This window comes from Streptomyces sp. NBC_00236, assembly GCF_036195045.1.
Lineage (GTDB): Bacteria > Actinomycetota > Actinomycetes > Streptomycetales > Streptomycetaceae > Streptomyces.
Genome location: NZ_CP108100.1, coordinates 1,284,642 through 1,304,724, shown reverse-complemented (window position 1 = coordinate 1,304,724; position 20,083 = coordinate 1,284,642). Strand labels below are relative to the sequence as shown.

The following is a 20,083-nucleotide window of genomic DNA, read 5'->3' as shown; positions in this document are numbered from 1 at the left end:
TTTGTCCTGCGTAAGCGGGGGCAGGCGCGGCATCGGAGCGGACCACGTCGCATTTTCAACTAGTGCACGTGCCATGCGGACCGAATCCGCACCGCTCCACGGTCTGCCGGAGGGGGTGGCAGACCGTTTTCGGTTCAACGCGTGAGGTGTATGTGTCAAGGCTGCAAGCCGAACACTTGTACAAAGTTTTCGGCAGACGACCCGATCAAGCCGTGCAGAAGCTGAAGAGCGGCACGGACCGCGAAGCGCTGCGCGCCGACGGAACGACCGCAGCGGTGATCGACGCATCGTTCACCGTGGAACCGGGCCAGATCTTCGTCGTGATGGGTCTGTCCGGGTCCGGCAAGTCCACCTTGCTGCGCATGCTCAACGGACTGCTGGAGCCCACCGCCGGTCAGGTGCTCTTCGACGGCCAGGACCTGACCGCCCTGAGCCCCGCCGAGCTGCGGCATGTCCGCTCCACCAAGATCAGCATGGTGTTCCAGCACTTCGCGCTCTTCCCCCACCGGAGCGTCCTGGAGAACGCCGCCTACGGCCTCGAAGTGCAGGGTGTGCCGCGCGCCGAGCGCAACCGCCGCGCCACCGAGGCACTGGAGATGACCGGCCTCGCCGGCTGGGAGAAGTCCTGGCCCGACGAGCTCTCCGGCGGCATGCAGCAGCGCGTCGGCCTCGCCCGCGCGCTCGCCACCGACGCCGACCTGCTCCTGATGGACGAGTCGTTCAGCGCGCTCGACCCGCTGATCCGTCGCGACATGCAGGACCAGCTCCTGGAACTGCAGAAGCGGCTGAAGAAGACCATCGTCTTCATCACCCACGACCTCAACGAGGCCATGCGCCTCGGCGACCGCATCGCGGTGATGCGCGACGGCGAGATAGTCCAGCTCGGGACCGCCGAGGACATCCTCGTCACCCCGGCCAACGACTACGTGGCCTCCTTCACCCAGGACGTCGACCGCTCCCGGGTGCTGACCGCGGGCGCCATCATGGCCGAACCGCACACGGTGATGGGCACCAGGACGGACGACGGCAAGGAACTGCGTACGCCCGCCGACGTGCTGCGGGAGGCACCGGCCACCGTGGCCGAGTCCACCCCGATCATCGAGTTGTTCACCCCCTGCTCGCAGAGCGGGGTCGCGGTCGCCGTGACCGACGACAAGGGCAAGCTCGTCGGCGTCGTGCCGAGGGCCCGGCTGCTCGCCGTGCTCGGTGAGCCGATGACCCCCACCGAGGCTCCCCAGGACGCCGCGGCCTCGCTGAAGAAGGTGGCCAGTGTTTAGGCTCCACCTCGGCGACTGGGTCGACTCCGCCGTCGACTGGCTCCAGACCCACCTGGCCTGGCTCTTCGACGCCATCAGCTCCATCGTGAGCGGCATGTTCGACGGCATCGCCGCCGTGCTCTCCGCCCCCGCCCCCCTGCTCTTCGCGGGCATCGTCGCCGTCATCGCCTGGTGGCTGCGCGGCCTGCTCGCCGGTGTGCTCGCGTTCGTCGGCTTCGCCCTCATCGACTCGGTCGAGTTGTGGGACGAAGCGATGGACACCCTCACCCTGGTGCTCGTCGCGACCATCGTGACGCTGGTCCTGGCCATCCCTCTCGGTATCTGGGCGTCCCGCTCGAAGACCGTCAGCGCGGTGACCCGGCCGGTCCTCGACTTCATGCAGACCATGCCCGCCATGGTCTACCTGATTCCGGGCGTCATCTTCTTCGGTGTCGGTGTCGTCCCCGGGATCATCGCCACCATCATCTTCGCGCTGCCCCCGGGCGTCCGGATGACCGAGCTCGGCATCCGCCAGGTCGACGGTGAACTCGTCGAGGCGGCCGAGGCCTTCGGCACCACGTCGCGCAACACCCTGATCCGGGTGCAGCTGCCGCTCGCGCTGCCCACGATCATGGCGGGCATCAACCAGGTCATCATGCTGGGCCTGTCCATGGTGGTCATCGCCGGCATGGTCGGCGGCGGCGGCCTCGGTGGCGCCGTCTACCGCGCCATCGGCAACGTCGACGTGGGCCTCGGCTTCGAAGCCGGCGTCTCCATCGTCGTCCTGGCGATGTACCTGGACCGGATGACCAGCGCCCTGGGCCGCGAGGTCTCCCCGCTCGCCCGCCGCGCGCTCGCCAAGGCGCAGGCGGCGACCGGTGGGCTGAAGGTGTGGAACTACCGCCCGCAGCCCGTCGTCGCCCTGGTCGGCATCGTGGTCCTCGCCCTCGTCGCCGGCGGCATGGGCATGTTCGGTTCCTCGGGCAAGGACAGCACCGCGAGCTCCGACCCCAAGAACATCGGGGCCGGCAAGAAGATCAGCATGGGCTACATCCCGTGGGACGAAGGCATCGCCTCCACCTTCCTGTGGAAGGAGATGCTGGAGCAGCGCGGCTTCGAGGTCGACGTCAAGCAGTACGAGGCCGGCGCGCTGTACACCGGTATGGCGGGCGGTCAGATCGACTTCGAGACCGACTCCTGGCTGCCGGTCACCCACGCCGCGTACTGGAAGAAGTACAAGGACCGCCTGGAGGACATGGGCTCCTGGTACGGCCCCACCTCCCTGGAGCTGGCCGTCCCCTCGTACGTGAAGGGCGTCGACTCGCTCGACGACCTGAAGGGCAAGGGATCGGACTTCAAGGGCCGGATCGTCGGCATCGAGCCGAGCGCCGGTGAGACGGGCCTGCTCAAGGACAAGATCCTGCCGGGCTACGGCCTGGACAAGGAGTACAAGGTCGTCGACGGCTCCACGCCGTCCATGCTGGCCGAGCTGAAGCGCGCGTACGCCAAGAAGGAACCGATCGTCGTTCCCCTCTGGTCGCCGCACTGGGCCTACAACCAGTACGAGCTCACCAAGCTCAAGGACCCCAAGAACCTCTGGGGCCAGGGCGACGGGATCCACACGCTGAGCCGCAAGGGTTTCGCGGCCGACAACCCCGAGGTCGGCACCTGGCTCAAGAACTTCAAGATGACCGAGGACCAGCTCACCAGTCTTGAGGCGCAGATCCAGAAGAGCGGCTCCGGCAAGGAGCAGGAGGCCGTTCGGACCTGGCTGAAGGCCAACCCGGGCGTCGCCGACAAGTGGACCCCCGTCAAGCAGGCCACCACCTCCAAGGGCGCCGGCGGCAAGGACGAGCGCGACCGCGCCGTCGAGATGGCCTGGTTCCCCTGGGAGGAGGACATCGCCGCCACGTACCTGTGGAAGGCCGTCCTGGAGGACCGCGGTTACAAGATCAACCTCAAGCAGTTCGAGGTCGGACCGATGTACGCCGCGATGTCCCGCGGCCAGATCGACGTCCAGTTCGACGGCTGGCTGCCGTACACCCAGAAGAACTACTGGGACAAGTACGGCTCCAAGCTGACCGACATCGGTTCGTGGTACGGCCCGACCTCCATCGAGATCGCGGTGCCCGACTACGTCAAGGACGTGAAGTCCCTGGCGGACCTGAAGGGCAAGGGCTCGCAGTTCAACGGCCGGATCATCGGCATCGAACCGGGCACCGCCACGATGGAGAACCTCAAGAAGAACGTGCTGCCGGGCTACGGCCTGGACAAGGAGTACAAGGTCGTCGACGGCTCCACTCCGGCGATGCTGGCCGAGCTGAAGCGCGCGTACGCCAAGAAGGAGCCCATCGCCGTCGTGCTGTGGACCCCGCACTGGGCGTACAGCGAGTACAAGATGACCAAGCTCCAGGACCCGAAGAAGGCGTTCGGTGACGGCGACCGGCTGCACACCATCGCCTCCAAGGAGTTCCCGCGGAACTACCCGCAGCTGACCAAGTGGTTCAAGGACTTCAAGCTGAGCGAGGACCAGCTCGCCGGCCTGGAGAACCAGATCCAGAAGCACGGCGCGGGGCACGAGGAGGAGGCCGTGAAGGCCTGGATGGACAAGAATCCGGGCATCGCGGACAAGATGGCTCCCCAGCAGTAGCCGCAGACGAGGCCCCGGCAGGGGCGCGGCACGGAAAGGGGTGGACACCGCCAGCGGAGGTGCCCACCCCTTTCGGGCTGTCGTAGCGTCTCTTTACCGGCCTTCCTCGCCCAACGGTGTGCGTAAGGTGCTCGCAGCCGGAAGGATGGCGAGTCGGGAGGGAGCCGGACAATGGACGACAAGGAAACACTCCGGGTGGGTGCCGCGGTCCGCCGACAGCGCAGATCCCTGGGACTCACCCTGGCCGCGGTCGCCGCGCGCAGCGGCCTGTCCGTGCCGTTCCTCAGCCAGATCGAGAACGAGCGGGCCAGGCCCAGTGCCCGTTCCCTGGACCGGGTCGCCGAAGCCCTGGAGACGACCACCGCGCGCCTGCGCGCGGCGGCGGACTCGGCGCGCGCGGTCGATGTGGTGCGCGGCGGGCAGGAGGACGGCGTGCGCCGGGTGGTGCGCGGCCGCCACCAGCTCAGTGCCCTCGAATTCACCGGGGAACTGGACCTCGGGCGCGAGTTCCAGCACCGCAACGACGAGGTGCTGTACGTCGCGGAGGGCGCCGCCGAGGTCGAGGCCGAGGGCCAGGCCTACCGGCTGGAGCGCGGCGACACCCTGTTCCTCTCGGGCGGGGTGCGCCACCGCTGGCGGGCCACCGTTCCCGGTACCCGGCTGCTGTTCGTCGCCGTCGCCGAGCACATCGACGCCACCTTCGACCCGCGGCGCTGAGAGCCCGGGCCCTGGTCACACAGTCCCGGCCGTCACCGGCGCGGCGCCCCGCGGCGCCGCGAGCAGCGCCCCGCTGAGCAGCCCGCGCACGGTCCGCACCCCGGCCACCGCCCAGGCCGTCACCAGGAGCACGTACAGGGCCACGGCCAGCCAGGTGAACGCCGCCAGACCGGTGTGGCGGGCCAGGCCGGCTGCCCCCGTCACACACGTACCGACGGGGAAGGTGAAGCCCCACCACGTCATCGCGAACGTCATGCCGCCCCGCACCGCCCGCACCACGAGGGCGCCGGACAGGGCCAGCCACAGCAGTGCGAACCCCATGACCGGCACCCCGTACAGCACCGCGAACGCACCGAGCGCGGAGGCGTACGGTGCCTGGATCGCACCCGGCGCCACATCGGCCAGCGCGTTGACCGCGGTCGTCGACTGGCCCAGCGGGCCGAGCACCAGGAACAGCGTGGGCGTCAGCACGAGCGGCAGCGGTCCCTGGTGGACGAGCCGGGCGAAGACCAGCGGCAGCATCACCAGCGTGGCCAGCAGGCTCATCCCGAACATCGCGTAGCAGGCGAGGAGCAGCGCCTCCCGCCACTGGCCCTCCGGAAGCTCCGGCACCAGCAGCGGCCCGAGCGCGGCGGACACCATGGGGGCCACCACCGGCAGCAGCCACACCGGGGACGCGGTGCCCGGCTCCGTCCGGTGGCGCACGATCATCAGATACGGGATCGCCACGGCGGCGGCCAGCCCGGTCAGCGTGCCCGCGGTGTACAGCAGCACATCCAGGGCGAGCGCCGCCCGATGCCCGATCACGTCCTTGCCGACCACCATCCCGGACCCGCCGACGGCCAGCAGCGCCATCGAGAGGCAGCCGTAGAACGGCGCGACCGCCGGGTCCAGGAGATGGGCCCGGGCCTGGTCGCGGTGGGCCGCCCAGTGTCCGGCGCGGGCGGCGAGCACGGCGGCGAGCAGGACCGCGGAGAGCACCCACACCGTCGCGCAGGCCGCCCGCAGCCCGGGGACGTGCACGGGCAGGGCGACGCCCGCACTCGCCACGATCGCGGTGCCCATGACGGTCGCGTACCAGTTGGGGCCGAAGTGCCGCAGGGCCGGCCGCCGGGCGGCGGCGGAGTTCGGGGGAGCGGTGCGGGTCTGCGGATAGATGGCCATGCCATGATTCTCGGCAACCGGGCCGTCCCCCACCAGGGAGTCCCGGCCTATGAGGTCATAAGGTGGGCTTATGACCAGCGACGCACCCGCACTCCTCTCCCACCGGGTACCCGATCTCGGCGCCCTGGAGCTGCTCCTGGCCGTCGCCCGGCACGGCAGCCTGGGACGGGCCGCCCGGGACGTCGGCATCACCCAGCCCGCCGCCAGCAGCCGCATGCGCTCGATGGAACGACAGTTGGGCCTCGCCCTCCTCGACCGTTCGCCCCGCGGCTCCCGTCTCACCGATGCGGGAGCGCTCGTCACCGACTGGGCGCGCCGGGTCGTCGAGGCCGCCGAGGCGTTCGACGCGGGCGCCCAGGCGCTGCGGGACCGCCGCGACTCCCGGCTGCGGGTCGCCGCGTCCATGACCATCGCCGAATACCTGCTCCCGGGCTGGCTGATCGCGCTGCGCGGTGCACGGCCCGACACCGCGGTCTCGCTGCTCGCGGGCAACTCCGCGGTGGTCGCCCAGCGTCTGCTGACCGGCGAGGCGGATCTCGGCTTCGTCGAAGGCCTGTCCGTGCCGGAGGGGCTCGACGGCACGGTCATCGCGCACGACCGCCTCGTCGTCGTGGTCGCCCCCTCGCACGCCTGGGCCCGCCGCCGCACCCCGCTGACCCCGCGCGAGCTGGCCGGAACACCGCTGATCCTGCGCGAGCGCGGCTCCGGTACCCGCCAGGTCCTGGACGCCGCCCTCGCCGTGCACGGGGGACTGGCCCAGCCGCTCCTGGAGCTCTCGTCCACCACGGCGGTGAAGGGGGCGGCGGAGAGCGGCGCCGGGCCCTGCGTCCTGAGCGAACTGGCCCTCGGCGAGGAACTCTCGGCCCGGCGGCTGGTCAAGGTCCCGATCGCCGGGGTCCGCCTGCGCCGCCAGCTCCGTGCCGTCTGGCCCGCGGGCCACCGCCCCACGGGCCCGGCCCGTGACCTGCTCTCCCTGACACGGTCGGGCCCCGCCGCCGACTGAACCGCGCGGTCGCAGCCGCCGGAAATCCGCTGGCCCGCCCACCGTCCACGCCGGAAGGATGGGCGCATGACCGTAACCGCACCGCCCGCCACCGGCGTCCGCCACCACTGGGCCGACCTGCCCGACACCGTACGGAACGCCGTCCAGGACATCCTCGGGGCGCCGGTCGTCGAGGCCCGCAGTCAGAGCGGCGGCTTCTCGCCCGGGGTCGCCGCCCGGGTCCGGCTCGCGGACGGGAGCCGCGCCTTCGTGAAGGCCGTGAGCGCCGAGGTCAACCCCGACAGCCCGGACCATCACCGTGCCGAGGCCCGGAACACCGCGGCACTCCCGCCGCACGCCCCCGTACCGAAACTGCTCGGCTCGTACGACGACGGCACCTGCGTCGCCCTCGTCCTGGAAAACATCGACGGCCGGCAGCCCCGCGTCCCCTGGGACCCGGCCGAGCTGGAACGCGTCCTGGTGGCAGTCGGCGACCTGTCGCGCACCCTCGCCCCGGCCCAGGTGGACGCGCCCCCGGCCGCCGCCGGCAAGACCGCGTTGTTCACCGGCTGGCGGACCCTGCACGCGGTGGGTGACACCACACGGCTGGACCCCTGGGCGGCCCGCCGGCCCGGCGCGCTCGCGGAACTGGAGTCCGGCTGGGAGGAGCCCGCCACCGGCGACAGCCTCGCCCACGGCGATCTGCGCGCCGACAACATCCTGCTCACCGAGGACCGTGTCGTCTTCGTCGACTGGCCCCATGCGATGCGCGCGGCGCCCTGGTTCGACCTGCTGACGATGCTGCCGTGCGTGGCGGCCCAGGGCGGCCCCGACCCGGAGGCCGTCTTCACGGCCCACCCGCTCGGCCGGGACGCCGACCCCGCCGGGGTCACCGCGGTACTTGCCGCGCTGGCCGGCTACTTCGTCGCGCATTCCTTGCGCCCCGACCTGCCGGGCCTGCCGACGCTCAGGGCGTTCCAGGCGGCCCAGGGTGCGGCCGCGCTGGACTGGCTGCGACGCCGGCCCGACCACCGGCTCGGCGACTGACCGCGGCGACACCACTCAGCGCCGCGCCACGTAATACACGTTCAGGATGTCGCCCTCGACCCGCTGGGTGTCGATCCGGCCGAAACCCGCCTCGCCCAGCATCTTCCGGGCGGTCTGCTCACCCCATACGGTGCCCAGACCCTCACCGCCCTCGCCCAGCGAGACGCTCATGCAGTAGAACACCGAGAACGTGTACAGCGCGGGGCCCAGCGGGTGGTCGATGTTCTCCTCCAGGCGGCTGGACGCCGCGATGTCCCCCATCAGGAACACACCGCCCTCGGCCAGCGCGGCGGCGACACAGGCCAGCGCGCGGGCCGGCCGGGCCAGGTCGTGGATGACGTCGAACGCCGTGATCAGGTCGTACGAGCCCGACACCTCGGCGCAGTCGCCGATGTCGAAAGCGGTGTTGGCCAGCCCCAGCGCGGCGGCCTCGGCACGCGCGGCGGCGATGCCCTCCTCGGACATGTCGAGCCCCTGGAAACGGCTCGCCGGGAAGGCCCGGGCCAGGACGTTGACCGCGTGACCGTGACCGGTACCGATGTCCAGCACCTCGATGCCGGAGCGCAGCCGCTCCGTGAGACCGGGCACCAGCGGCACGATCCCGTTCACGAGCGCCAGGTCGAAGACCTCGGCGGACTCCTCCGCCTGGAGGCCCTGGAACCGCGGATACGCCGAATACGGCAGCCCGGCCCCGGTACGGAAGGCCTCCAGGACCTGCTGCTCGACCTCGCCCATCATGCCGAAGTCCTGCGCGATCCTGGCCAGATTGTCCGGCCCGGCCGCCCGTGTCAGCGAGGCGGCGTGCTCGGGCGGCAGCGCGTACGTGCCCTGCTCGGGCTCGTAGTCCACGAAGCCTCCGACGACCATCGCGCCCAGCCACTCCCGGACATAACGCTCGTTCAGACCGGCGGCCCGCGCGATCTCCGCACTCGTGGCAGGCGCCATCGTGGCCATCCGGTCGAACAGACCGCTCTGGTGACCCAGACCCGCCATCAGACCCAGGCAGGTGTCGTTCACCACTTGGACCATGCGGCCCGCGAACGCTTCCTGCTTCACCGCATCCGGCGTTGTGACGGACATCGTTCCTCCTCTCGGGACCGCGCCACGAGAAGGAGGCGGAACGGACAGCCGCACTCACGGTGGGCGGCTCGACGAGACGGCGACGAACACTCTTCTCCTCACCACGCTACGCCGCGCGGATGCCGGTGGCCGCCCGGGCCCGCGGCCGTTCCCGCGAGGACCACCGGACATCTCAGCCCGCAGCCGAGGCCGCCGCCACCAACGCCCCCATCACCCGCACGTCGTCGCCCATCTCCGGATGCCACTGCACCCCGAGCACCCACCCCTGCCCGGGCAGCTCGACCGCCTCCACCGTGCCGTCCGCCGCGTGCGCCGAGGCCACCAGACCCGCGCCGAGCCGGTCCACGGCCTGGTGGTGGTAGGTCGGTACGTCGCACGGGCCGGGCGCCACCGAGGCGTACAGCGTCCCCGCGACCGGCGTCACCCGGTGCGTACCGAACACGCCTGTCGCCCCGTCAGGCCCCGTGTGCCCGTCCAGATGCTGCGTCAGCGTGCCGCCGAGCGCCACGTTCAGCACCTGCATCCCGCGGCAGATCCCGAGCAGCGGCGTGCCCGATCCCAGCGCCGCCCCCGTCAGCGCCGCCTCCCAGCCGTCCCGCTCGGGCGCGGGCGGCCCGGTCCGCGGGTCGCGCTCCGCTCCGTACCGCGCGGGATCCACATCCGGCCCGCCCGCCACCACCACCCCGTCGAGCCGGGCCACCACCGACGCCGCGCACTCCGGCTCGTCCGGCGGCAGCAGCACTGCCACCCCGCCCGCCTCCCGGACCAGCCGGGCGTAACCGGCGGGCAGGAGCGTGGCCGGAAGGTCCCAGACGCCCCAGCGCGCCGAAGCCACCAGATAGGTGCTGATCCCGATCACAGGACGGTTCATCGGACGCCTCACTTCACTCGCACGGCACGCGGAACGAACCGGCACCGTATCCAAATCCCTTGCCCCGCCCGTAGATTTGGATCATCTGTCGGCCCGCGAGGAGAGGATCCATCCGTGTCCGACCGAACAGCCCCGCTCGCCGTCGAGGAACTCCGCCTCCTCGTCGACAGCGGTGAGATCGACACCGTGGTCCTGGCCTTCCCCGACATGCAGGGACGCCTCCAGGGCAAACGCTTCGCCGCCGCCTTCTTCCTCGACGAGGTCGTCCGGCACGGCACCGAGGGCTGCAACTACCTCCTCGCCGTCGACACCGACATGAACACCGTCGACGGGTACGCCATGTCCTCCTGGGACCGCGGCTACGGCGACTTCGCCATGCACCCCGATCTCGGCACCCTGCGCATGGTGCCGTGGAACGAGGCCACCGCGATGGTCACCGCCGACCTCGCCTGGGCCGACGGCTCACCCGTCACCGCCGCGCCCCGCCAGATCCTGCGCCGCCAGCTGGAACGCCTCGCAGCGCACGGCTACACGGCCCACGCCGGCACCGAGCTCGAGTTCATCGTCTTCAAGGACACCTACGAACAGGCCTGGGACCGCGGCTACCGCGACCTGACCCCGGTCAACCAGTACAACGTCGACTACTCCGTCCTCGGCACCGGCCGCATCGAACCGCTGCTGCGCCGCATCCGCAACGAGATGGCGGGCGCGGGACTCACCGTCGAGTCCGCCAAGGGCGAGTGCAACCCCGGCCAGCACGAGATCGTGTTCCGGTACGACGAGGCCCTGGTCACCTGCGACCAGCACGCCGTCTACAAGACGGGCGCCAAGGAGATCGCCGCACAGGAGGGCGTCGCGCTCACCTTCATGGCCAAGTTCAACGAGCGCGAAGGCAACTCGTGCCACATCCACCTCTCGCTCCGGTCCACCGGCGCGCCCGGACACAGCGTCATGGCGGACACCGACGGCACCATGTCCCCGGTGATGCGCCACTTCCTGGCCGGCCAGCTCGCCGCCCTGCGCGACTTCTCCCTCCTGTACGCGCCGAACATCAACTCGTACAAACGCTTCCAGCCAGGTTCCTTCGCCCCGACCGCCGTCGCCTGGGGCCATGACAACCGCACCTGCGCCCTGCGCGTCGTGGGCCACGGCCCGTCCCTGCGCCTGGAGAACCGCCTCCCGGGCGGCGACGTCAACCCGTACCTCGCCGTCGCCGGACTCGTCGCCGCGGGCCTGTACGGCATCGAGCACGCACTGGAACTCCCCGAACCGTGCGAGGGCAACGCCTACGCCGCCGCGTACGACCACGTCCCCACCAGCCTGCGCGAGGCGGCCGGACTCTGGGAGCACAGCGAGATCGCCCGGGAAGCCTTCGGTGAGGAAGTCGTCGCGCACTACCGGAACATGGCACGCGTCGAGCTCGACGCCTTCGACGCAGCGGTGACCGACTGGGAGCTCCGACGCTCCTTCGAACGCCTGTGAGGACCCTCTTGATCCGCGAGCACCAGGTACTGAACCCGGCGACGGAGGAACTCCTCGCCACCGTCCCCGCCACCACGGCGGCCGAGGTGCACACCGCCGTCGGCCGCGCCGCCGCCGCCCAGCAGGTCTGGGCCGCGCTCGCCCCCGCCGACCGGGCCCGGCTGCTGCGCCGGTTCGCGGTCGCCGTCGACTCCCACACCGAGGAGCTGGCCCGGCTGGAGGTCCTGGAGGCCGGGCACACGATCGGCAACGCGCGCTGGGAGGCGGGCAACGTCCGCGATCTGCTCGACTTCGCCGCCGGGGGAGTGGAACGGCTCAGCGGCCGGCAGATCCCCGTCCCCGGCGGCATCGACCTCACGCTGCTCGAACCCCTCGGCGTCATCGGGGTGATCGCCCCGTGGAACTTCCCCATGCCGATCGCCGCGTGGGGGACGGCCCCCGCCCTCGCGGCGGGCAACGCCGTGATCCTCAAACCCGCCGAGACCACCCCGCTGACCGCGCTGCGGCTCGCGGAACTCGCCCGGGAGGCAGGCCTTCCCGAACACCTCCTCCAGGTACTGCCGGGCGCCGGCGACGAGGCCGGCGACGCGCTGGTCGAACACCCCGGAGTCGCCAAGATCGTCTTCACCGGCTCCACCCGGGTCGGCAAACAGATCATGGCCAAGTGCGCCGGACACGTGAAACGGCTCACCCTCGAACTCGGCGGCAAGAGCCCCAACATCGTCTTCGCGGACGCCGACCTCGAAGCCGCCGCTGCCGCCGCCCCGCTGTCCTTCCTGGACAACGCCGGCCAGGACTGCTGCGCCCGCACCCGGATCCTCGTCCAGCGCTCCGTGTACGACCGCTTCCTGGAACTCCTCGCCCCTGCCCTCGCCGCGGTCGTCGTCGGCGACCCCGCCGACGAGAAGACGCAGATGGGCCCGCTCATCTCACGTACCCAACTGGAACGGGTACGGGGCTACGTCCCCGAGGACGCCGCCGCGCTCCGCGGCAGCGCGCCCGAGGGCCCCGGGTTCTGGTTCCCGCCGACCGTCCTCACCGGCGTACCCGCACACGCGCCCGTCGCCACCGAGGAGGTCTTCGGACCGGTCGCCGTCGTCCTGCCCTTCGAGGACGAGGCGGACGCCGTCCGGCTCGCCAACGCCACCGAGTACGGCCTCGCGGGCTCTCTGTGGACCCGCGACGTGGGACGCGCACTGCGCGTCGCGCAGGCCGTCCGGGCGGGCAACCTCTCCGTCAACTCCCACTCCGCGGTCCGCTACTGGACCCCGTTCGGCGGGTTCAAGCAGTCGGGCCTCGGCCGGGAACTGGGCCCGGACGCCCTCACCGCCTTCACCGAAACCAAGAACGTCTTCCTCAGCACGGAGGCCTGAACGGTATGACCACGGACAACGAGAACATCTGCCGTCGCCTCGTAGGCCGCACCGCCGTCATCACCGGCGCCGGCAGCGGCATCGGCCTCGCCACCGCCCACCGGCTCGCCACCGAGGGGGCGCACGTGGTCTGCGGCGACATCGACGAGACCGCGGGCAAGGCGGCCGCCGAAGCGGTCGGCGGCCTCTTCGTACGCGTGGACGTCACCGACCCCGAACAGGTCGAGGCCCTGTTCAAGGCGGCGTACGACACCTACGGCTCCGTCGACATCGCCTTCAACAACGCGGGCATCTCACCGCCCGACGACGACTCCATCCTCACCACCGGACTGGAGGCGTGGAAGCGCGTCCAGGACGTCAACCTCACTTCCGTCTACCTGTGCTGCAAGGCGGCCCTGCCGTACATGCGGCGCCAGGGCCGGGGCTCGATCATCAACACCGCGTCCTTCGTCGCCAGGATGGGGGCGGCGACCTCCCAGATCTCGTACACCGCCTCCAAGGGCGGCGTGCTGGCGATGTCGCGCGAACTGGGGATCCAGTTCGCCCGCGAGGGCATCCGGGTCAACGCCCTGTGCCCGGGGCCCGTGAACACCCCGCTGCTCCAGGAACTCTTCGCCAAGGACCCGGAGCGCGCGGCCCGCCGGCTCGTGCACATTCCGCTCGGCCGGTTCGCCGAGGCGACGGAGATCGCGGCCGCCGTCGCGTTCCTGGCGAGCGACGACTCCTCGTTCGTCAACGCCACCGACTTCCTCGTCGACGGCGGGATCTCCGGGGCGTACGTCACACCGCTGTAGGAGGCCCCGGGTCCGGAACCTAGAGTGAGGCCATGAGCAGTCCCACCCCGCCCGGCTGGTACCCGGACACGGCCGCCCCCGGCTGTGAGCGGTGGTGGGACGGGGCGGCCTGGACCGCCCACACCCGCACCGCCGCCACCGTGATCCAGCAGTCCGGGCCCGGCCGGGGAGGCGGCGGCTCCCCGGCTGCCAGGATCATCGCGCTCGTGGCCACGGGTATGGCCGTCGTCGTCGTGGCCGTGACGGGTGCGATGCTGCTCGGCCGGGGCGACGGGCCCGAACCCACCGCGACCCGGTCGGACCGTTCCTCCGCCCCGAGCCCTGCGGACACCGGTGACGGAGCCCCCGGCGACGACAGCCCGTCGCCGGACCCCTCGGCGGCCGGCGAGGACCCCGACGTGCTCGTCGACCAGCTCAACGGCATCACGCTGCCGATCCCGGACGGCTGGGAGCGGCCCGAGAACACCGTCGAGCAGCTGCTCACGATGCGCACCACCGGCTCCTACGACTGCCCCGGTGCCTCCTCGGCGTTCTGTTACCACGGCACGGTGACCACCCGCACCCCGAGCGGCACCGACGTCACCACCCCCGAGGCGCTCGCCCGGCAGGACATCGGAGCCGCCGCGGACCGGGCGTACGACGAGGACGTCGTCGGCCGGCGGATCCACGGCGGGATCGTCTCCCACCGTCAGATCGCCGCCGGCCCGGTCAGCGTCGCCGGACGCACCGGCTACCAGGTGCGCTGGCGGGTCGTCACGGGCAAGGGGCGGGGCGGCTATGTGCAGTCGCTCGCCTTCCCCTCGCCCGTCGGCAGTGAGTCGCCCGTCGTCGTCCGGTACGCCTTCGACGCCGGGCCCGACGGTGTGCCGCTCGCCCTCATGGACACCCTGACCAAGGGCATCCGGCCCCTCGGCGACAGCGGGACCGGCGGGGGCGTCGGCAGCTCCGTCGCCCCCTGAGAGGCCGGCGGGCGGCTCAGAGGAACGTGCGGCCCTCGCCCCGGTACGTCGGCACGGTCGCCGTCACGCGGTCCCCCTCGATGAGCTGGAGCTCGTCGAACCGCTCGCACAGCTCACCGGCCTTCGCGTGCCGGAACCACACCTTGTCGCCGATCAGCAGATCGTCGGCCGCGGCGCCGAGCAGCGGGGTCTGCACCTCGCCGGGGCCCTCCTGCGGGTCGTACCGCAGCCCCTCCGGCAGATACGGGACCGGCAGCCGGTCCGCCCCCGCGGCCCCGGACGCCGGATAACCGCCACCGAGCACCGTCACCACACCCACCCCGGGCCGGCGCACCACGGGCTGGGCGAACAGGGCCGCCGGGCGCGCCGTGAACGAGGTGTAGTTGTCGAACAGCCGCGGCACGTAGAGGCCGGAACCGGCCGCGATCTCCGTGACCGCGGCCTCCGCCGCGGTGTGCTGCACGCTCCCGGTGCCACCGCCGTTCACGAACTCCAGGTCCGGTGCCACGGCCCGTACCGCCCGCACCACCTCGGCCCGCCGGACAGCCAGCTCCCGGCGGCCGGTGGCCTGCATCAGCCGGATCGCCCGGGAGCGCAGCGGCCGTCCCGCGAGCGAGTCGCCGACCCCGGCGATGTGACCCTCGTACGCCATCAGCCCCACCAGCCGGAAACCGGGCCGGCGGGCGACCGACCTGGCCAGTTCCGCCAGCTGGGCCGGGGAGCGCAGGGGCGAACGCAGTGCCCCGATCCTGACCCGGCCGCCGAGCATCCGCAGTGAGGTGTCGAGCTCCAGACAGACCCGGATCTCCTCCGTGCCCCCCGCCCGCGCCGCGTCGATCAGTTCCAACTGGGAGTGGTCGTCCACCATCACGGTCACGGCGGCGGCCAGTTTCGGATCGGCGGCCAGCTCCGCGAAGGCCGAGCGGTCGGCCGAGGGATAGGCGAGCAGGACGTCCTCGAACCCGGCCCGCGCCAGCCACAGGGACTCGGCGAGGGTGAACGACATGATCCCGGCGAACCCGGGCCGCGCCAGCACCCGCTCCAGCAGCGCCCGGCAGCGCACCGACTTGCTCGCCACCCGGATCGGCTTCCCCGCCGCACGCCGGACGAGATCGTCGGCATTGGCGTCGAACGCCTCCAGATCGACGACGGCGATCGGGGCGTCGAGATGGGCGGTGGCCCGGTTGTAACGGGTCCGGTCAGCGGCGCGGGCAGTCATGGCCGCAGCTTGCCAGACGGCTGTACCGCTGGGTAGGGGGACGTTCTGCGCAGATCGCTCGCCGGCCCGGCGGCCTGCTCCCACCACGGCCTCCGCAGCCCGTAGAGTGACGGACACGCGGCGAGCAACAGGCCTGCCGGTGCAGCCGATCCGCGTGCGGTACGGAACGGACCAGGGGGGCGGATGAGTACCGAGGCGCAGCGCGCTCCCGTCCCGCCACGCCCGACCACCCCGCCGCCGTCCCCTCCGGAGCCCGCCGGCCCCGCCGCGGACACCCCCGCCCGCCCCGACACCCCGCCCGGGGACGACCGCGCACCCGCGCCCGCGACGAGCGCCCCGGCCCCGGCCGGACCCCCGGCCCCGGTCCCGCCCGTCCCGCCACGGCCCCCGGCCATCACCGAACCCCCGGCCACCACGGAACCCCCGGCCGCGCCGCCCCCCGTGGAGACGACCGCCCGCCTGCGCCCCGTCCCCCCGGCACGGCCCGACCTGGCGCCCGCGCCCTCCACCACCCCGGCGTTCCCACCGCGCCCGCCCGCCGCACCTCCCGCGGCGACCCGGCGGCGGCCCGTGGGCGCCGTGGAACTCGGCGGCCCGCCGGCCCGGCCCGGGGCAGCGGCCCCGTACCCGTACCGGCCCCCGCACACCCACCCGCCGGCCGAGACACCCGCCGAGACCACCACCCGGCTCCGGCCCGTGCGCACCCGGCACCCCTTCAGGACGGCGGCGGCCGCGGTCTGCGTCGTGCTCGGACTCGGGCTGATCGGCGGGGCCGCCACCGGCAGTTGGCTCATCAGCGACTCCTCGGCCGATCCCGCCGCCCACAGCGCCTACACCGTGGGCCGCGAGGCCTGGCACAGCATCCCGGTCGACACGCTCTTCCCCCGGACGCTCAACGGCGACGGCGCGGGCCCCGGCGGCGCCGACCGGGTCTGGACCAGGATCGCCGTGGCCCCGGACAGCGGCTGCACGGGCGCACTCGACCCGCTGCTGCTCAAGACCCTCCGGCCGGTCGGCTGCGCCCGGCTGCTCCGCGCCACGTACAGCGACGCGACGAGCAGCAGCGTCACCACGGTCGGAATGGTCTTCACCGAGGGCGACACCGACGCGATGCGCGCGCTCGGTTCCCGGTACGCCGGGGAGCACCTCGACGCCCGCACCGACCTGATGCCGCGCGCCTACGCGGTGAGGAACAGCCCCGCCGCCGGATTCGGCGACCGGCAGCGTGCCAGCTGGACCGTGCACGTACTGACCGAGGTTCCCGTCGTGGTGTTCGCCGTCTCCGGGTTCGCCGACGGACGCAAGGTCGCCGACCCGCAGCCGGCCGGGAAGGCCATGGCGGTGAACGCGACCACGGCGGCCGCCCAGGCCGGACTCGGGCACGAGGCCAAGGGTGTGGCCGACCGCGTCGAGCGGGGACTGCGCAGGACCGTCGCCGATCTCACGGAGAAGCCCGAATGACCCGCCGCGTCCGCCCCCGCAGACTCCTCGGCGCGGTCTGCGCCGCCACCGCGTTCGCGCTCCTGCCCGCCGCCCCGGCCGGGGCGGACACCATCCGGGCCCAGCAGTGGGGCCTGGACGCCCTCCACACGGACCGGGCCTGGCAGACCACCCGCGGCAAGGGCGTCACCGTCGCCGTCGTCGACACCGGGGTCGACGGCAGCCTGCCCGACCTGACGGGCCAGGTGCTCCCCGGCAAGGACATGATCGGGTTCGGCGCCGGACGCGGCGACCGCTCATGGGCCAGGCACGGCACCGCGATGGCCGGGATCATCGCAGGCCGGGGCCACGGCAGCGGAGACGGCGAGGGGGTCATCGGCATCGCGCCCGAGGCGCGGATCCTCCCCGTCCGGGTCATCCTCGAAGCGAGCGACCCGGCCCGTGCCAAGGCCCGCAAGACCCGCGGCACCGCCCTCGCCGACGGCATCCGCTGGGCCGCCGACCACGGCGCCGACGTCATCAACCTCTCCCTCGGCGACGACAGCGAGTCCGCGCACCCCGAACCCGGCGAGGACGCCGCCATCCAGTACGCGCTGAAGAAGGGCGCGGTCGTCGTCGCCTCGTCCGGCAACGGGGGCGAGAAGGGCGACCACATCTCGTACCCGGCCGCCTACCCGGGCGTGATCGCGGTCGCCGCGGTCGACAGGTACGGCACCCACGCCTCGTTCTCCACCCGCCGCTGGTACGCCACCGTGAGCGCGCCCGGGGTCGACATCGTCGTCCCCGCACCCGACCGCAAGTACTACGTGGAGTGGGGCACCTCCGCGGCCTCGGCGTTCGTCTCCGGCGCGGTCGCGCTGGTGCGGGCCGCGCACCCGGGCCTGACGCCCGCCCAGATCAAGAAGCTCCTCACGGACACCGCCCGCGACTCCCCGTCCGCCGGCCGCGACGACGCCCGGGGCTACGGCATCGTCGACCCGGCCGCGGCCATCGAGGCGGGCGGCTCCCTGAGCCCCGCCGGGCTGCGTACCGACTCCGCCGCGGGCGGTTACCGCAAGCAGTACTTCGGCTCCGGCCCCACCCCGCCCCGCGCGGACGACGGCCCCGCCGGCTGGTTCGCCCCGGCGGCCGGCGGCCTCGGCGCGGTCCTGCTGGCCCTGGCCGTCGTCCTGTGGCGTGGCCGGGGCGGCCGCTCCGCCCTCCGCCGCTGACCGCGCCTCACCCGGCGGAGCCGCCCCGTACGACCTCCACGGCCGCCTTCGCCACCGCCTCCACGAGCGCGACGCCCGCCTCCTTGGTCGGCTGGCCGGCGGACAGCACCGCCACCAGACAGGTCCGCCCGTCCGACGCCACCTGCCCGATGCTGTTGATGTTCCACAGCCCGGTGGCGGTGCGCGGCATCCAGCCGTTCTTGAGCGCCCAGGTACTGCCCGCCGCCGACACCCCCCACTGCTGGTCGGCCTCGACCTGTGCCATCAGGCCGCGCAGATACGTCCGGGACGCCTGAGTCAGCTCCGTGTCCGTGCCGGTGCCGAACACCGCCTCCAGCAGCGTCAGCTGGTCGGCCGCGGTGGTCCGGGTCAGCCCCCAGGCCTGCGCGGCCGTCGTCGCGGTGAGACCGAGCCGCTCGTTGGCCGCGTCCAGGGCGGACGCCCCGCCCACGGCCGCCAGCAGCGCGGTGGCGGCCTCGTTGTCGCTCCGCTCGATCATCGCGACCGCGTGAGCGCGTTCGCCCGCCGTCAGCACACGGTCCTCGTCCTGGGCCCGGAGCAGCAGCGCCGCGAGAATGTCGACCTTGACGATGCTGGCGGTGTCGTACGTCGCGTCCTCGCCCCCGTACACCGCCCGCGTTCCGCCGGCATCGTCCAGGACGGCCACCGAGACGGTCGCCGTGCCCGAACCGGCCAGCAGCGGCACGACGGCCGCGGCCAGTTCCGCGTCGAGTTCCACCACCGGCTCCTCGCTCTCCGCCGCGACCGGAGCGGTCGCGGCCGATGGGACGGACGATACGGAAGCCGCGGCGGCGGGCGCGTGATCCGGCGGCCGGCCGGCCGGATACGCGCCTGCGACGGCCGGACAGGCCAGCGCGGCCGCGGCCGCCACGGTCGCGGACAGCGCGGATCTGCGGCTTCTGTGTCGGGGCATGACCCCGACGCCAGGAACCGCGGCTGAGAGACGGCTGAGTCCGACCTGTCGGCGGGATGAGAATGCCCAGGCACTACGCTCGCCCTGTGGCGCAGAAGAACATTCCGGACTCCGGATACTCCGACGACGACGGCACGGCCGACCCCGCCCTCACCGCGGCGCTCGCCGCCTGGGCCGAGGACCGCAAGGCCGTGGGCCCGGTGCTCGAAGCACTCAAGGGGGCCCGCCTCCTCGTTCCCGTGGTGGCCGTCCTCGGCGAGGTGGAGGAGGACGAGAAGGGGCTGCGCCGGGAGAAGACCAGCGACATGGCGGTCCCCACCCTCCAGGCCGGTGACCGCCGCGCCCTGCCCGCCTTCACCTCCACCGCCTCACTGGCCCGCTGGGACCCGCAGGCCCGCCCCGTCGCCGTACCCCTGCACCAGGCACTCCAGGCGGCCGCGCACGAGAAGGCCGACACGGTGGTGCTCGACCTCGCCGGGCCGGTGGCCTTCGAGCTGGCCGGCTCCGCCCTGCGCGCCCTCGCCGAGGGCCGTACCAGCGCCGACCCGCTCGACGACCCCGCCGTCACGGCGGCGGTGCGGGACGCCGTCGCCGCCGAGCCCGCCGTGCTCCGGGCCCATCTGGGACCGGGCCGCGCCGACGGCACCCTCGCCCTGGTGCTGGCGGCGGACGCCGATCCCGCGGAGGCGGCCGGGCGGGTCGCGCGGTCGCTGGCGGCGAACGAGGTGCTGCGTGCCCGGCTGGTCCGTGGCCTGGACCTCGCGCTGCTCCCGGCCGACACGCACACGCCCGGTGAGGCCCTGTTCACGCGCTGATCACCCGAACGGCCCAACGCGCGCAAAGCGGCCACACGCCGGAGATCTGCGGGGAAATCTGACGATTCTCCCGATCGTCGCACGGTAGT

Annotated in this window: 17 protein-coding genes; 12 read left to right on the top strand and 5 right to left on the bottom strand. The window is 72.8% G+C overall.

Annotation, left to right across the window (positions count from 1 at the left end):
• The first annotated feature begins 212 nt into the window (after positions 1-212).
• From OG446_RS05720 to OG446_RS05710, 3 genes are all read left to right on the top strand, one after another.
• Positions 213-1,277: a quaternary amine ABC transporter ATP-binding protein gene (locus OG446_RS05720; RefSeq protein WP_328892994.1), complete on the top strand. Its 1,065-nt coding sequence runs from the start codon at positions 213-215 to the stop codon at positions 1,275-1,277.
• Positions 1,270-3,906, top strand: coding sequence for an ABC transporter permease/substrate binding protein (locus OG446_RS05715; protein WP_328892993.1), 2,637 nt, complete (start codon positions 1,270-1,272; stop codon positions 3,904-3,906). Before OG446_RS05720 ends, OG446_RS05715 begins: the two co-directional genes overlap by 8 nt.
• 171 nt (positions 3,907-4,077) lie before the next feature.
• A complete protein-coding gene (locus OG446_RS05710; RefSeq protein WP_148016174.1) occupies positions 4,078-4,623 on the top strand; it encodes a helix-turn-helix transcriptional regulator in 546 nt (181 codons plus the stop codon).
• A 15-nt stretch (positions 4,624-4,638) separates the two neighbouring features.
• Here the strand turns inward: OG446_RS05710 and OG446_RS05705 are convergent, their stop codons facing one another.
• The gene (locus OG446_RS05705; RefSeq protein WP_328892992.1) at positions 4,639-5,787 is read right to left on the bottom strand and encodes a TDT family transporter; all 1,149 of its coding nucleotides are present in this window, start codon (positions 5,785-5,787) and stop codon (positions 4,639-4,641) included.
• 70 nt (positions 5,788-5,857) lie between these two features.
• On the opposite strand from OG446_RS05705, the gene OG446_RS05700 reads away from it, so the two are divergent.
• Both OG446_RS05700 and OG446_RS05695 read left to right on the top strand, forming a co-directional pair.
• Positions 5,858-6,790 carry a LysR family transcriptional regulator gene (locus tag OG446_RS05700; protein ID WP_328892991.1) on the top strand — a complete coding sequence of 311 codons (933 nt, stop codon included), beginning with the start codon at positions 5,858-5,860 and terminating at the stop codon, positions 6,788-6,790.
• Between the two features lie 66 nt (positions 6,791-6,856).
• The gene (locus OG446_RS05695) at positions 6,857-7,816 is read left to right on the top strand and encodes a phosphotransferase family protein (RefSeq protein ID WP_328892990.1); all 960 of its coding nucleotides are present in this window, start codon (positions 6,857-6,859) and stop codon (positions 7,814-7,816) included.
• 15 nt (positions 7,817-7,831) lie between these two features.
• On the opposite strand, the gene OG446_RS05690 is transcribed toward OG446_RS05695, so the two are convergent.
• Entirely contained in the window at positions 7,832-8,896 is a 1,065-nt protein-coding gene (locus OG446_RS05690; RefSeq protein WP_328892989.1) for a methyltransferase domain-containing protein, read from the bottom strand.
• A 172-nt stretch (positions 8,897-9,068) separates the two neighbouring features.
• Entirely contained in the window at positions 9,069-9,767 is a 699-nt protein-coding gene (locus OG446_RS05685) for a gamma-glutamyl-gamma-aminobutyrate hydrolase family protein (protein WP_328892988.1), read from the bottom strand.
• A 114-nt stretch (positions 9,768-9,881) separates the two neighbouring features.
• Between OG446_RS05685 and OG446_RS05680 the strand changes: the two genes are divergently transcribed.
• Genes OG446_RS05680 through OG446_RS05665 form a run of 4 tightly spaced genes read left to right on the top strand, consistent with a single transcriptional unit; the run spans position 9,882 to position 14,375 of the window.
• Positions 9,882-11,249 carry a glutamine synthetase family protein gene (locus tag OG446_RS05680; RefSeq protein ID WP_328892987.1) on the top strand — a complete coding sequence of 456 codons (1,368 nt, stop codon included), beginning with the start codon at positions 9,882-9,884 and terminating at the stop codon, positions 11,247-11,249.
• Between the two features lie 8 nt (positions 11,250-11,257).
• The gene (locus OG446_RS05675; RefSeq protein ID WP_328898202.1) at positions 11,258-12,622 is read left to right on the top strand and encodes an aldehyde dehydrogenase family protein; all 1,365 of its coding nucleotides are present in this window, start codon (positions 11,258-11,260) and stop codon (positions 12,620-12,622) included.
• A gap of 5 nt (positions 12,623-12,627) precedes the next feature.
• Entirely contained in the window at positions 12,628-13,416 is a 789-nt protein-coding gene (locus OG446_RS05670) for a 3-oxoacyl-ACP reductase (protein WP_328892986.1), read from the top strand.
• Between the two features lie 32 nt (positions 13,417-13,448).
• Positions 13,449-14,375, top strand: coding sequence for a DUF2510 domain-containing protein (locus OG446_RS05665; RefSeq protein WP_328892985.1), 927 nt, complete (start codon positions 13,449-13,451; stop codon positions 14,373-14,375).
• Positions 14,376-14,391: 16 nt separating this feature from the next.
• Here the strand turns inward: OG446_RS05665 and OG446_RS05660 are convergent, their stop codons facing one another.
• Positions 14,392-15,594, bottom strand: a complete 1,203-nt coding sequence (locus OG446_RS05660) for an amino acid deaminase/aldolase (RefSeq protein ID WP_328892984.1) — start codon at positions 15,592-15,594, stop codon at positions 14,392-14,394.
• A gap of 696 nt (positions 15,595-16,290) precedes the next feature.
• Between OG446_RS05660 and OG446_RS05655 the strand changes: the two genes are divergently transcribed.
• A complete protein-coding gene (locus tag OG446_RS05655; protein ID WP_328898201.1) occupies positions 16,291-17,055 on the top strand; it encodes a hypothetical protein in 765 nt (254 codons plus the stop codon).
• The gene (mycP, locus tag OG446_RS05650; protein ID WP_328892983.1) at positions 17,052-18,245 is read left to right on the top strand and encodes a type VII secretion-associated serine protease mycosin; all 1,194 of its coding nucleotides are present in this window, start codon (positions 17,052-17,054) and stop codon (positions 18,243-18,245) included. Before OG446_RS05655 ends, mycP begins: the two co-directional genes overlap by 4 nt.
• A gap of 7 nt (positions 18,246-18,252) precedes the next feature.
• Here the strand turns inward: mycP and OG446_RS05645 are convergent, their stop codons facing one another.
• The gene (locus OG446_RS05645; RefSeq protein WP_328892982.1) at positions 18,253-19,179 is read right to left on the bottom strand and encodes a serine hydrolase; all 927 of its coding nucleotides are present in this window, start codon (positions 19,177-19,179) and stop codon (positions 18,253-18,255) included.
• An 86-nt stretch (positions 19,180-19,265) separates the two neighbouring features.
• On the opposite strand from OG446_RS05645, the gene OG446_RS05640 reads away from it, so the two are divergent.
• Positions 19,266-19,994 (top strand): SseB family protein, encoded by a 729-nt coding sequence (locus OG446_RS05640; RefSeq protein ID WP_328892981.1) that lies wholly within the window; start codon positions 19,266-19,268, stop codon positions 19,992-19,994.
• Positions 19,995-20,083 lie beyond the last annotated feature (89 nt).

Excerpts from the sequence above, each read along its gene's own strand:
- OG446_RS05710 (WP_148016174.1), top strand. The coding sequence starts at position 4,078 with ATGGACGACAAGGAAACACTCCGGGTGGGTGCCGCGGTCCGCCGACAG.
- OG446_RS05690 (WP_328892989.1), bottom strand. The coding sequence starts at position 8,896 with ATGTCCGTCACAACGCCGGATGCGGTGAAGCAGGAAGCGTTCGCGGGC.
- OG446_RS05705 (WP_328892992.1), bottom strand. The coding sequence starts at position 5,787 with ATGGCCATCTATCCGCAGACCCGCACCGCTCCCCCGAACTCCGCCGCC.
- OG446_RS05695 (WP_328892990.1), top strand. The coding sequence starts at position 6,857 with ATGACCGTAACCGCACCGCCCGCCACCGGCGTCCGCCACCACTGGGCC.
- OG446_RS05645 (WP_328892982.1), bottom strand. The coding sequence starts at position 19,179 with ATGCCCCGACACAGAAGCCGCAGATCCGCGCTGTCCGCGACCGTGGCG.
- OG446_RS05700 (WP_328892991.1), top strand. The coding sequence starts at position 5,858 with ATGACCAGCGACGCACCCGCACTCCTCTCCCACCGGGTACCCGATCTC.
- mycP (WP_328892983.1), top strand. The coding sequence starts at position 17,052 with ATGACCCGCCGCGTCCGCCCCCGCAGACTCCTCGGCGCGGTCTGCGCC.
- OG446_RS05685 (WP_328892988.1), bottom strand. The coding sequence starts at position 9,767 with ATGAACCGTCCTGTGATCGGGATCAGCACCTATCTGGTGGCTTCGGCG.
- OG446_RS05660 (WP_328892984.1), bottom strand. The coding sequence starts at position 15,594 with ATGACTGCCCGCGCCGCTGACCGGACCCGTTACAACCGGGCCACCGCC.
- OG446_RS05670 (WP_328892986.1), top strand. The coding sequence starts at position 12,628 with ATGACCACGGACAACGAGAACATCTGCCGTCGCCTCGTAGGCCGCACC.
- OG446_RS05665 (WP_328892985.1), top strand. The coding sequence starts at position 13,449 with ATGAGCAGTCCCACCCCGCCCGGCTGGTACCCGGACACGGCCGCCCCC.